This is a genomic window from Hydrosulfovibrio ferrireducens, assembly GCF_046883345.1.
Lineage (GTDB): Bacteria > Desulfobacterota > Desulfobulbia > Desulfobulbales > Desulfurivibrionaceae > Thiovibrio > Thiovibrio ferrireducens.
The window spans coordinates 387,067-400,432 of record NZ_JALKCW010000025.1 but is presented as its reverse complement, the minus strand read 5'-3'; the positions used below and the strand labels follow the sequence as shown (position 1 = coordinate 400,432).

11 protein-coding genes and 1 pseudogene are annotated in these 13,366 nt (G+C 55.8%); 3 read left to right on the top strand and 9 right to left on the bottom strand.

Annotated features, from left to right (window positions below):
* The first annotated feature begins 107 nt into the window (after positions 1-107).
* The 3 genes from mreD to rodA are packed head-to-tail and all read left to right on the top strand — an operon-like array spanning position 108 to position 3,687.
* Positions 108-644 (top strand): rod shape-determining protein MreD, encoded by a 537-nt coding sequence (gene mreD, locus MWR57_RS14005; RefSeq protein WP_423125443.1) that lies wholly within the window; start codon positions 108-110, stop codon positions 642-644.
* 21 nt (positions 645-665) lie between these two features.
* On the top strand, positions 666-2,573 hold the full coding sequence (mrdA, locus tag MWR57_RS14000) for a penicillin-binding protein 2 (RefSeq protein WP_423125442.1): 1,908 nt from the start codon (positions 666-668) through the stop codon (positions 2,571-2,573).
* A 1-nt stretch (position 2,574) separates the two neighbouring features.
* On the top strand, positions 2,575-3,687 hold the full coding sequence (gene rodA / locus MWR57_RS13995; RefSeq protein ID WP_423125441.1) for a rod shape-determining protein RodA: 1,113 nt from the start codon (positions 2,575-2,577) through the stop codon (positions 3,685-3,687).
* Between the two features lie 14 nt (positions 3,688-3,701).
* On the opposite strand, the gene MWR57_RS13990 is transcribed toward rodA, so the two are convergent.
* From MWR57_RS13990 to MWR57_RS13950, 9 genes and pseudogenes are all read right to left on the bottom strand, one after another.
* Positions 3,702-4,232 (bottom strand): methyl-accepting chemotaxis protein, encoded by a 531-nt coding sequence (locus tag MWR57_RS13990; protein ID WP_423125440.1) that lies wholly within the window; start codon positions 4,230-4,232, stop codon positions 3,702-3,704.
* A gap of 42 nt (positions 4,233-4,274) precedes the next feature.
* A complete protein-coding gene (locus tag MWR57_RS13985) occupies positions 4,275-5,363 on the bottom strand; it encodes a cytochrome c3 family protein (RefSeq protein WP_423125439.1) in 1,089 nt (362 codons plus the stop codon).
* 151 nt (positions 5,364-5,514) lie between these two features.
* Entirely contained in the window at positions 5,515-6,984 is a 1,470-nt protein-coding gene (locus MWR57_RS13980) for a YncE family protein (protein ID WP_423125438.1), read from the bottom strand.
* A 112-nt stretch (positions 6,985-7,096) separates the two neighbouring features.
* Positions 7,097-8,359, bottom strand: coding sequence for a hypothetical protein (locus MWR57_RS13975; RefSeq protein WP_423125437.1), 1,263 nt, complete (start codon positions 8,357-8,359; stop codon positions 7,097-7,099).
* On the bottom strand, positions 8,338-9,291 hold the full coding sequence (locus MWR57_RS13970; RefSeq protein WP_423125436.1) for a cytochrome c3 family protein: 954 nt from the start codon (positions 9,289-9,291) through the stop codon (positions 8,338-8,340). The genes MWR57_RS13975 and MWR57_RS13970 overlap by 22 nt, the downstream gene beginning before the upstream one ends.
* A gap of 139 nt (positions 9,292-9,430) precedes the next feature.
* Positions 9,431-10,180: an NHL repeat-containing protein gene (locus MWR57_RS13965; RefSeq protein WP_423125435.1), complete on the bottom strand. Its 750-nt coding sequence runs from the start codon at positions 10,178-10,180 to the stop codon at positions 9,431-9,433.
* Between the two features lie 161 nt (positions 10,181-10,341).
* Positions 10,342-10,794, bottom strand: a complete 453-nt coding sequence (locus MWR57_RS13960; protein WP_423125528.1) for a cytochrome c3 family protein — start codon at positions 10,792-10,794, stop codon at positions 10,342-10,344.
* Between the two features lie 123 nt (positions 10,795-10,917).
* Positions 10,918-11,514, bottom strand: a pseudogene (locus tag MWR57_RS13955) (cytochrome c3 family protein); the annotation flags it as partial.
* Entirely contained in the window at positions 11,514-13,349 is a 1,836-nt protein-coding gene (locus MWR57_RS13950) for a cytochrome c3 family protein (protein ID WP_423125434.1), read from the bottom strand. The gene MWR57_RS13950 and the pseudogene MWR57_RS13955, both read right to left, overlap by 1 nt.
* Positions 13,350-13,366: the final 17 nt, after the last annotated feature.

Here is a 13,366-nt window from a genome sequence, read left to right as displayed (position 1 = left end):
CTGCGCACTTACCGGGAAAAAATATTTCTTATCGAGGACGCGGCACGATTCCCCCAGGCGATGCGCCGGGGGGTGCTTCCAACAATCTCAACCCAGACTCCGACCCAATGGTTCTAAGTTTTCTTTTTCTTTCAGGGACCATTCTCCTCATCCTGCAGACCACCTTGCTCAATTCCTTGCCCGAGTGGTTTGGCAGGCCCAACTTCCTGTTTTTGTTTATCGTTTTTCTCGGCACCTACCTCGATGTTTACAAGGGCGCGGTACTGGCCCTGCTGTTCGGCCTGATCATGGATATCTTTTCCGGAGTTTTTCTCGGCCTGCACCCGGTGATCTACCTCGTCCTCTTCTTCCTCCTCCAGGTCATTTCCAGACACCTGGCCATCAATGAGTCGATTCAACAGATTCCGGTGGTCGCCTTGAGCTATCTCTTCACCGCCAGCAGCATCTTCATCTTCACTTCAATCCTGTCGCCGGAGAGCAGGTTGTACTGGGCCTGGGGAAATGAAATTCTGCAAATGCTTATTCTCTCCGTGCTCTGCATTCCGTTTTTCAATTTTTTCCATTGGCTCACCACGGTTTTTGACAGCAAGAACGCCAACAATCCGTTCCGCCGCCATAAAACAGGAAACCGCTACCGGATGTAGCAAGGATCCCCCTCGAAAAACATGCCACCACGTCCCCTTGCCAAAATAAACAAGATTGACCCGGCCGAACTCAAGATGCTCAAAAAGCGGATTGATATCGCCATGGTCGTGATCATTGTCTCCGCCACCCTCCTCTTGACCAGGCTCTGGTATCTGCAGATTTACCGTGGCGATGAGTACGCAAAGCTTTCGGAGATCAACCGTATCCGCATCCAGGAAATCGCCGCGCCACGCGGCAACATCCTTGACCGGACCGGCCAACCCATCATCACCAACCGCCCTCGTTTCAATGTGGTCTGGAACCGGGAAGACGCTCCCAACCCCGATGCGGTCATAAAGGATCTTGCCAAGATCCTCAACGAAGATATTTCCGTCCTTCTGGACAGAATCCGGGCTGCCACCGAAAATCCCCGCTACATGCCCACCAGGCTGAAAGAGGACATCGACTGGGAAACCCTGGTCACCATCGAGAACAAACACCTTTCGCTTCCCGGGGTCCGCATCGAGGTCATGCCTTCCCGCGACTATCTCTACGGTGATTTCGCCTCCCACCTGGTCGGCTACCTCGGCGAAATAAGCCGGGCGGAACTGTCGGAAAAGCACTATGCCACTTACCAAAGCGGCGACCAGGTTGGGAAACAGGGGGTTGAGAAGATCTTTGAAAAGTATCTCAAGGGCGAAAAAGGGAGGAACTATCTGGAGGTTGACGTCCATGGGTTTGAACAGCGCCAGATGCAGTTGCAGGATCCCTATCCCGGCAACGACCTGCACCTGACCCTTGATGTCGATCTGCAGCGTACCGCGGAGGAAGCCATGGCCGGCAAGGCCGGAGCCGTGGTGGTCATGGAAGTGAACACCGGCAATCTGCTGGTCATGAGCAGCAATCCCCCGCTACACCTCCAGGAATTTATCGGCGGCATTTCGCAAACCGACTGGGACAGGATGCTCAACGACCCGCTGCATCCCCTGCTCGACAAAACCATCCAAGGACAGTATCCGCCCGGCTCCGTCTTCAAGATCGCCACCGCCCTGGCGGCCATTTCCGAAGGCATTGTCACTCCGGACGCCACCTACTTCTGCGGCGGCTCCCTGAATTTCGGCAACCGGAGGTACGGTTGCTGGAAGAAAGGCGGTCACGGCACGGTGGATTTTCAACGGGCCCTGATCGAATCCTGCGATGTTTATTTTTATTCGGTGGGAATGCGGCTGGGAGTCGACAAAATCGCCAAATACGCAAACAGCCTTGGCCTGGGGAAGAAAACCGGCATCGACCTCGAACATGAAAAAGGCGGGATCATTCCATCATCGGCCTGGAAACAGCAACGCTACAAGGAAAAATGGCAGGACGGGGAAACCCTCTCGGTGGCCATCGGCCAGGGGTATGTACTGACCACCCCTCTGCAGCTCTGCCGCATGACCGCGGCAGTGGTCAACGGCGGCACCCTCTACCGTCCCCAACTGGTGCACAGCATCACGGCTCCGGACGGGAAAACCCTGAAAACATTCAGCCCGGTCAGCGAGGGCAAGATCCTCGGTTCCGCCCACTCCCTCGCACTCATCAAGGAAGCCTTGGTCGGGGTAGTGAACTCGCCGGGCGGCACCGCCAAGGCGGTGGCGCTTCCGGATGTGCTCATCGGCGGCAAGACCGGCACCGCCCAGGTGGTAAACCTCTCCCATGTCGCAGGCATGAGTGAAAAATCCATCCCCTACAAATACCGGGATCATGCCTGGTTCACCTCCTTCGCTCCGGCGGAAAATCCGGAGATTGCCATAACCGTCCTGGTGGAGCATGGCCAGCACGGCGGTTCCGCGGCCGGCCCCGTTGCCAAAGCGGTGTTCAAGCGTTACTTCGAACTTAAAAACGGCAAGCCGGAAAACCCAGCGGAGGAACCGCCCCCCTCCCCAGCCATGGATGAAAAGGGAGAATAACATGCTACGCTTTGATCGCCGCCTGCTGCTGAATATCGATTGGGTTCTCATCATGGCCGTGCTCGTTGTCGCGCTCATCGGCCTGGCCAACCTGTACAGCTCGACCCATTTGTACACCAATGTGGGGGCGCCGCTCTATCTCAAGGAACTCACCTACTACCTCTTCGGCGCGGCTGTCATTCTGCTCATCGTCAGCATTGATTACCGGGTGCTGCTCGCCCTGAATTACCCGTTGTATGGGGCGATGATCCTCCTGCTGGTCGTAGCGCTTGCCGTCGGCAAAACAGTCGGCGGCTCCCAGCGCTGGATCGATCTCGGCTTTTTCCGGTTGCAGCCTTCGGAACCGGCCAAGCTGATTCTGGTCGTTACCCTGGCAAGTTACTATTACCGCAAGGAAACGGGAAAAGGCTTCGGCCTGCTCGATCTGGCGGTCCCGGCCCTGTTGACCGGTCTGCCCTTTCTGCTGATCGCCAAACAGCCCGATCTCGGCACAGCTCTTTTGCTGGCCTTTGTCTTTGCCTCAATGACCCTGTTTGTCAAACTCCGCTGGGCCACCCTGGCAACCCTTTTGTGCGTCGGCCTCTCGGCCATCCCCATCGCCTGGAAATTTTTCCTGAAACCATACCAGCGCCAGCGGGTTGCCACCTTTCTCAACCCGGAAAACGACCCCTTGGGCACGGGCTATCACATCATCCAGTCAAAAATCGCCGTGGGCAGCGGCTTGATCTTCGGCAAGGGATACTTGCAAGGAACCCAAGGCCAGCTCGACTTCCTGCCGGAGCGGCACACCGACTTCGCCTTTTCGGTCTGGGCCGAGGAGTGGGGATTTTTCGGCTCCGCCCTGCTGATAATCTGCTACTTCTTCATGATCCTCTGGGGGCTGAACATCGCCATCTCCGCCAGGGATAAGTTCGGGGTATTGCTTGCATTCGGCGTGGTTTCGCTCATCTTCTGGCAGGCATTCATCAACCTGGCCATGGTCATGGGGTTGCTGCCCGTGGTGGGAGTGCCCCTGCCCCTCTTCAGTTATGGCGGCTCCTCGCTGCTCACAAACCTGGCAGGCCTCGGCCTCCTGATGAATATCCGGATGCGGCGCTACATGGGGACGAGCTGATCGACGCGGTCCATTCAGGTCTTAAAGAACTTCAGTTCGGTACAGACACGTTTCTGCTGATCGCGCACATCCCCGCTTATTTCCGCTTTCCCAAGTTCGTTGCAGATATTTTGGATTTTTCGGACGCGGTCCCGGATGCTGCCGATAGTTTGATTGATGGTTCCGACCAGATCCCGAAAGGGATCTCGGGGCCGCAATTTGATTTCCACCGTCAGGTTTCCCTTGCCTACTTCCGCCAACTCCTTTTCGATCCGATAAATCGGCCCGGCAATCTTTTGCGGCAAAAAAACGGCAAGGAGCATTCCGCTCAACAAACTTACCAGGGAACCTGCGGCAACCACCGGCCAGAGCAGATCACTGACCCGCCTGATGGTAATATGGGCATCATAAAAAGAATCGCCGAGTTCCTGGTTGGCATAAAAATACAGAATAAGAGCGGCAATCAGGGAGCTCAGGAGAACCACCCCGAAAATCCGCACCAGCAACCAGCGCTGCAACTCTTTTTTCACCGCCATATTCAATTTCTTTCTTTTAAAATCGGTCATGCCTCTCCCTCATTTTTTTGTTTCCATCCCGCTGTCGGAACATCAGCCGAAATTTTTATGACAGCCAAGGCATAATCTCTTTTTATCGCTCTTTACCACCCGGGCTTCATTGTCCGAGGCGTGGGCCACATGGCAGGTCATGCAGGTGAGCCGGCCATCACCAAGAATTTTATACTCACGGCTATCAATGATCATTCCTCGCTTGGGTTGCACATCCACGGGATGCGACAACACTCCCTTTGTTTGCGGATGACAGGTCAAACAAACGCCGGTATTGAGAAAACGGGGATCAACCAAGGGCAGATGTTCCGACGGAAGCTTGCCGCTCTGAAGACCGGAGTCTTTACTCGAAGCATGCATCGGCCCGTCAAGTGTCCCGAGCCGCATACTGGTCGGTTGATTAGTGACAAATCTGGCAAAAAACCGGTTGTCCACCCTGAAATATTTTCCGGAGACCGTGACCTTTTCAGTCGTTTTTGTTTTTTCGATACTCGGCTTGCTGAAAAATGCGTGAGTGGAAAACGTTTTGAGAGGCGAAACCTTTTGGTTGCCGAAAATATCCCGTGAAGCAACAGAAAAAGTGTACGTTTTGCGCGGCTGCAAATCCGTGAGCAGCATTTCATGATCCTTGGACAACCAGGGATCAACGATATTTTTGCGCGTCGCTTCGTTTTCACCATACAGCACCGTCGAGTCCGTAACCCTGTCGGTTTTCCAAGTAACCCGCGCTGTCAGAAAAACGCCCTGCTTTACCTCCTCCACATTGAGTTCTGTAATTTCCGGCGGCTTGGTAACCGCGGCCAACTGCTCGGCCTCCTGGAAATTCGGCAACTGCACTTCCAGCCGCAACGTTTTCTTGCCCTGTCCATCCGCCTGGAGAATGATCTTCTTGCCTGCCAAGGCCGGCGGAATGGAGAACCAGTATTCCATCCCCTGCCGAGGATAACTCCCTGGCAGCCAGCGGACCTTGCTCTCCTCTTTTTTGGCAACAGGTGTCCGGTCCGCTCCGATTGTGGCAATGTGGCACAATGCACACTGTTTTTCCCGGACCGGGGCATGCACATACCGCTTGTTCGCCGTATCCTCGCAAACCTCCCGGTGACATGCGCAGCACTGTTCAGGGCCAATCACCCCACCGGCAATCCCCCCTCCATGCCCAGCAAAAAAAAAAGGCCGCACACAACACTCCCACCACGAGTACGAGAGCGAAAGGTCTCAAGCGATTATGCAAAACGTTCTCCATCTTTTCCGTTTTTCCATTCTTGGAATACCCATCGCGGGCTTACTGCACAACGAGGAGATGCTGCGGTTTCGTGCCGAGTTCGACATGCTGAACAACCCGGCTTGCCGTCTGGTCGACAACAGCAAGCCTTCCCGTGGCCTGTTCCGCGACATACACCCATTTATGCCTGGTGGAAACCGCCATCTCCAAAGGCATCCCCCCAACTCGAATATCCCGGACCACTGTCTGCTGCCGGATGGCGAGCAGGGAGATTGTACTATCCAGAGAGTTGCTTATATATATCCGGTTGTCATTTTGAACCAGACGTCGAGGCCTGGACCCGACATTGAGCCTTTTACTGATCTGCCCGCTGCGCACATCATAAATACCCACTGTGTTCGACGCGCTTTCCGCCACAAAGAGATAATTGTCCGTGACCAGCAATCCGTCCGGCCCATTGCCCGTCAAGACAGTACTCCTGGTGGCCAAGGTTTCCGGATCAAGCAAATACACCGCCTGTGACAGGCCTGACGAGATAGCCAGTTGCTCACGATCGGGCACCCAGAGCATAAAACGCGGCTTGTCGCCCAGACGCACACGCCTGTCCAGGGTGCCTTGCAGCAGATCGATTTTGAGCAAGGAATCCCCGTCTTGATCAAGAACGTATCCCCATTTTCCATTATTCGTCACGAAATAGGACGGATTGACGCTCATGGGGATCTTGATCCGATCGATAATTCTGCTTGTGGCTGCTTCCACCACAAAGATGGTTGCATCCTTCGTGGCCAGCACATACAACCGCTTCCGATCCGCGTCATATGCCATGTATGTGGGCGTGCCGCTTATGGCAAGGGAACCGCAGACCCGGTTATTATCGGTTCGAACCAGATATACCGTATCGATTTCCGGACAACTCACGTAGGCCAGATCGGCAAGCAGGGGAAATTGTTCTGGCAATACCGCCAAGCTGGGGATGAAAAACGCGCTATTCCGTAAGGATGCTTCCTCATCCCAGGCCAGGAAAAGGGATCGGCTCATTCCTGCGTCCAAACGGAAATCGCCGGGCAGGGGCAACTCCACCACCGGTTCCGGCACTGCGAGGAACAGCTTCTCGCTCTGCCGTACCACCGCGGCTTTGTTGATGGTCAAACGCAAGGCCCTGTAACGGCCGGGCGCCACTGGCCCTCGAGCGACAAAACGCTGCCCGCCCATAATTTCTCCGGCTCCAAACGGCGTTGCTTGCATATCCAGGGGAATAACCGTATTTTCGCCCACCAGGGCCACGGAATCCACCTCCATCCAGAGTCCGGCGGAAGCAGGCTTGACAAGATGCAAAAAAACGGAAAGCAGGGCCTCATTGGCTGCAGCCGTCCTGGCCGGCGCAAGGGGAGGAGCCGAAGGCTTCACCTCGGCGCCAAGACAGGAGCTGAGCAGCAGGGCCAGAAGCAGAAGGACAAAACCGTTGCGCCCTCTCTGCCGACAGGGCCTTGAATCAATATCGTTTTTGTTTTCCGATCCGAATGATGTCATGGCTTCCTTGCCTTGCTGTTAATTCGTTGAAACCACATCCTGTACAATACCAAAAACGGCATGGGTGCCGAAGCGGAAAAGGCAAGAAGCACTGGGTATTCCCTTACTACGCCTAAAATGTCTTTCGATATGTCGGTGTTTTCCCCTTAGTTAACAACCAACTGTCATTAGAGCCATGGAAATGGCAGTTCCCGCAGGGGACCGGGTTGGAGGACGGCTGCCCCCCATGGCAGGATGTGCACTGAACCGGGTTTGGATAGGGCGCATTTGCAACGAGGTGATGAATCGATTCCATGCCTCCGGAATGGCAACGGCTGCAAAGCGGTCCCAAGGCATTGACAGTGCTGATTGCCCCGGAAAGTTCGGCCCCGTTTACCCTCCGCCGCAGAAGCATGATGTTCGATGAACCGTGGGGTTCATGACAGTCCAGGCAGGAAAAAACGAAATTGCTCTTGGATGAGGCTGCGGTGTCGTATGGTTCCCTGAAATTAGCAGGGTTACTGTCCCTGGCAAGGCCTCCATGCTTTTCCCCGCCGACCGCCCAGTTTATCACTCTGAGATTACGATTCAGGGTGGTGCTCCAGATGGTATTGGTGCTGGAATGACAATCGGTGCAGAACCCCACATAGTCCGGGGTTTTAGAACCGTCCGTGATGCTGCCCCCATCCGGCTCCCGGTAGGCGCTGACGTATGTGCTCTGCCAAGTGAGATAGGGCGCTTCGTAGCTATAGGATGACATCAACTGGGGGGAAGCCTCTCCCCAGAGACTGAAATGACTGGAGGGCTTTGAAATGGCGGAGTTTGCCGGAATGGAAACCCAGTTCCGCTTGGCCAAATGCGGATTATGGCAGCCGTCGCAGGGATTGCTGGAGTCGCTGAACCAGAGGTATGCGCTGGAATTGTTGACAAAGGTTTTGATGTCGCCGAGGTTATGGTAGGAGGCCTGGTTGAAGGCCGCAATGATGGATTGGGGGCCGGTCGCCAGACCTCCGCCCCCAAAGGTTGCGCTGTAATCCCGGTTTGTTACCTGCTGGGCCGACCCCGTGCTGTTGTGACAATAAAAACAAAAATTGCTCGTTTCGAGATACGGTTTTACCGCCGGATCAAGGCTCCCGGCAAAAAGCGCATAGGGGCTTGCCGCTCCGCCCGCCGGCGCAGGTTCATCGCCGGTGAGGCTGGCATGCATTTCATGGCAATGTCCGCAGTTGCCCCGACCGTATCCGGCGCTGGCCATCACCGCACGTTCCACCCCGATCGTGCCGGAACCGTGGGCAGAGAGCAAATAAGCCCCGGCCAGGGCCGCAGCAGGCAGGAAAAGGCAGAACAATCCAGCCCCAAAAGCAGCCTTGCGTGTTAGTTTTTGCTTGTATGACATACCGCGCACCCGTTATAGCCATCCGCCTGCGGCCACTTTTTGTAATCCCAGCGCATTATTGCGTCATACGGGGAGCCATGGGCCCGATGGCAGGAAAGACACATGACGATGGCATCATCGCTGGCAGCATAGACAGAGGTGTTCACCACGGGAGTGGTGCTGGCGGTTGCAACGGGAGAGATGACACTGTAGGGGTTGGCAGTGCCGGTTCCACTGTTATAGGTTGCATATTCCGTGGATGATACCGACCGGCTCATGTCAAAATCAATAGGATGCCTGAGCCAGACCCCAGCGCCAAAAGAACCTGCCGCCATCTTACCGCCGCCGTTATGAAAATCGCCATGACACCGGGCGCAGTGACTGCTGATGGAGCCGGCGGCCAGATTGGCCTCTGAACTGCGATCCACCCCGTAATACTTGTTGTGTTGATTCTGGGTGGGCCGAAACTCAAAATTCGGGTCTTCCCCTCCCTGGACGCCATTGAGAAATCGATAGCTCTTTGCCACGGAAGTACCGTCCTGCCAGGCGGTCATGTCTTTGCCGTGGTGCCCACCCATGATCGCCTGGGTCGGGGTCACGGCCGAAGAGCTGCCATGGCAGCCCAAGATTCCGCCGCAGGTGATTTGGCCACCCATGGCGGCCCCGCCCGGCGGGGTTACCCCGTGGACGGAATCCAGCGGCGTAATCCCGGCAACATTATGCCCGGTTCTCTCCGCTCCCATGCCGACCCAATGGAAATTTCCCCCGGCCAAGGTGGTTGTGCCTGCTTCGGTGCCGGTAAGACCATAATTGGGCGCACTTGCGTCGAAAACGAAAGGCACCGATCCACTGACATTGGCGCCTTGATGACAACCGATGCAATTGGTATTGAGCAAGCCTTCGTTCACCAGGCCGCCGTAAACCTTGCTCCCGCTGCTGATCGTAAAAGCCATTGGGCTGCCGCCCTGGCTGTTATGCATGGTATGGCAATTCACACACGGGCCGCTTACCTTGGCCGGAGATCCGACCGGACAAGCCGCCAACACGATGAAAAATGTCCCCCACGCTGCCAGGTGCCGCATCATCTAGGCCCTATCGTTTAAAAACCATGACTCGGCTGTTGCCCTCGTCCACCACACACAACCGCCCCAAGTGATCAAAACGTATCTCCTGGGGAAAGTAGAGATTGTCCCGCCCCTGGCCTTTGGTCAAAAACTGGTACTTGACCTCGCCGTTGCGGCCGAAAGCGACAATCGCGGCACGATGCCGGTCGAGAACATACAAGAGACCCGCCGGATCAACCGCCAGAGACACCGGGAAGTCAATGCCGGTTAATTGTATCGCAGGGCTGGGGCGTCCATTCTCGTCGTACGAATACACCTGTTTTTTCTTCTGATCCAGAACCCAAACCTTCTTCTCCGCCACCTTGAAGTCGGCAAGCCAACCGGCGCCGGCGGGCATTGTATAGCTTTTTGCCGTCTGCAATGTTTCGTCGAGTTGTAAAATCCGACCGGATGACCGATCAAGAACGTACACCTTGCCCCCGGCGATTTCCAGACGATCCACGAACACGTCCTGGCCCTGATGCTTTACAACAGTGTGCACTGTCTTCTTGTTTTTCAGATCGACCCTGGTCAGACTGTTACGGCCCTTTTCCACGACCAGCAGGGAGCCATCCGCCAAACGCACCATGTCGTAAGGCTTTTTCAGGTTGCCTTCGGCGGTGAACTCCTGCAAGTACTTGCCATCTGCGCCAAAGGAGACGAGCTTGTTGCCGGTGCTGTCCACCACATAATAGCGTTCTTTTTCATGATCGACATACAAGGCAACCGGCAAGGCCATGCCTTTGCCTTGCCCTTGAAGACTAAAGACAAATTTCCAGGGAGATTGCACTTCCGCCGCCCACACAAGGGAAGAGGCGGAAAAAAACATCCCGCAAAACAGCAGCCAACCGAGACGACACCTTGGGTTTTTCCGGAGCATACTCTCTCCCATGCGTTGGGTTAATAACTGCGATGACATTGCGTGCATAATTCTTTTTTCGCGCTCAAGACGAGATGATAACGATTCGGCGAGCCCATTGGATCATGACAGGTCACACAGGTCATCATCTGCCCGGTTCGCTGGTCAATCACCTTGTCTCCCACGGGATGGCTGAACTTCCCTTGGGTCAAATGGCAGCGCGAGCAGACCTGGTTGCCGTCATCCCGCAGCATGGCCAGCCGGTCGGAGCCATGGACCTCGTGGCATTCACTGCAAGAGCTGACAGGCGGGTGCCGATGCTGGCTTTGCGCATACCGGGCGAAAGTATCTTGATGGCAGGGCTGGCACACCTTGTTGCCCGAGGTCTTCAGCATTTTTTTGTCGTCCCCGGCATGGGGGCTGTGACACAGGATACAACCGTTTTCCGTGCCGGCGAACATATGATTATGCGGGGCCATCATGGTGGTCTTCATGCCCGCGTGGCACCGCAAACAGGCTTCGCTCCCGGTGTTTTGCTGAGCCCCATGACAGGAATCGCATTTTTTTTCGGCAAAAGGCTGATGCAAATGCTGCCGGACAAGCCCCTTGCGCGAGCTGCCATGGGGGTTATGACAGGACAGGCAGCCGCTGAGCTTGCGTGGAAAGCCGCGATGCCCGGCACTGCCTTGCGCCTGCTGATGACAGGACAGGCACAGGGCATCGGCATCCATCTTGAGAAGCTGGTCGTTTTTTGCCTGATGGGGCTGGTGGCAAACAGTACACTGCCCCTGGGCAAAGGGTTTGTGGCTGACAGCCTGCGGTTTTGCCATCTCCTGATGGCAAACAAAGCATGTTTCCGCCAGATTTTTCCTGAGCAAGCCATCATGCCCCGCGGCATGGGGCGCATGGCAGCCAAGACATTTTCCATCTCGAACAGGTTGGTGCACCACCCCTTTGGCAAACTCGGTTTTGGCCCGCTTATGGCAGGAGTAGCAGAGCGCCGCCCCCTCTCCCTGCAGCAATCCAGGATATTTGGCCACATGCGGATTATGGCAATCTCCGCACTTGCCTTGGGACACAGGACCATGAGTGAATTTGCCGGTGAAGTTTTTCTTGTCATGGCACTTGTAGCAAACCTCACTGGCCAGTGCAACAGAGCAGGCAAGCCCGGTGAACAGGCCGAATATCAGCAGAATAATAAACAGGCGCCGCATCAATTGTTCCTCCCAGGATGACAGGCTTTGCAACTTCCCTGCTTGAAGGGGGCGTGTTGCACCGGATACAGGAGCCCTTTTGCAGGAGCCCCATGGGGATCATGACAGGAAAGGCATGATTTCCCGGAAGGGGTCATCCCCGAGTGCGCCTTGGCATACCGGGCGTCATCTCCCTTGTGACAGGTGTTGCACAACTTCTCCGGCGCTGTTTTCAATAAAACAGTCTGGTTGCCGCCGTGGGCTTCGTGGCAAAGACCGCAATCCTTGCCTGCTGGCGAATGGACAACCCCGGTTTGCCAGTGGATGGCAATCTCCGGATGGCATGTCAAACACACGTCCGGTTTCTTCTTTGCCAGATGCTTTTCCTGACTTGATCCGTGCGCCAAATGACATTCTCCGCACTGCTGGGCTTTGAACGGTTCATGGATGTTCTTTTTCTCTGCCATCTCTTTCTTTGTTGTGGCATGGCATTGCAGGCAGAGCTCCCCCGGTTTTTTGATCTGCACAAAATCATGTTCCGTGGAATGGGCGCCATGACAGCCCAGGCAAGCGCCCTCTTGGAAAGGCGGATGCCCTTTCCCTGCCACCGGTTTTTTGAGCAGATTCGCATGGCAGGTCAGACACAGCTCCCCGCGGGTTGTGGGTTTGACAAGAAAGGCTTTCTCGCTCCCCTGGTGAGGGTTATGACACCGGCTGCATTCCCCGGCGGCAAAAGGCCGGTGCAGGCTGAACCGGGCAAGCTGTTCATCGACCTGCTGATGACACCCGACACAGATCTCGCCATCGCGCTTGAGAAGCAAACTCTTTTCTTTCGACTCATGGGGGGTGTGACAGGTGGCGCATTCATTCTTCGCCGCGGGAGAATGGCCGCGTTGCCCAGCCCCGTACTGTTGCCGGGGATGACACTGTGCACACAACTCGGACGGCTTTGCCTTCAGGCCGGAATTTTTACTCTGACCGTGCCCGAAGTGACAGGCCAGACAATCGCCTTTTTTCACCGGAGCATGCACACTCTGCATCGCACTTTTTTTGCCCTGCGTATGGCATTTCAGGCACAAGGTTGTCGCGGGCATAACCAACAGGGCCGGTTCGCCGCTGGCATGAACGCTATGGCATTGCGTGCACTTGCCTTCCTTCACCGGCTGATGCTGCCCAACGAGCATGGTCTGGTCCTTTTTATGGCATTGGACACAGAGCGCATCCGCCTTTTGCGCGGGCTTGACAAAGTCCGTCCCGGTTCCGTCATGGCAGCGCTTACATTGACCGGCAACAATCGGCTGATGCACTACTGCTTTCAACAGGCCCTTGTTGTCGCTGGCATGCGGGTTATGGCAGCTCAAACAGTTCCCTTTCAGCAGATACCCCTGGTGCGCTTTGCGCATGGATTCCTTGCCGCTCTCGTGGCACTTGAGACAGAGGCTGTCCGCCTCCTGCACCAGCAAGCGGGGCTGCTTGCTCTTATGGGGGGTGTGACAGGCAGCACATCCCTGGCTGAGTGGGGCATGGACATTTTTTTTCTCAAAAAGGGCGCGATCATGGCATCCGTAGCACAGCTCTTTCTGTTCCTTCAGCAACAGGCGGGGATGGGGAGAATTATGGCTTGCGTGACAGGCGGAACAATTCCCCTTTTTCACCGGCTCGTGGCTGGAAACCGCGCCAGGCTCCGGCGCCACGGCTTGATGGCAGCGCAAACACAGCTCCGGTTTTTCCTGCCGTAAAAATGTGCCGCCGATTATGCCATGGGGCAGATGACAGGCATCACAGTTTTTATCCCGGACAGGAGCATGGACAACCCCTTGCTGGAATTTTGCCACCATGTCGGCATGACAATCCACGCACGTTTTTCTGGGCT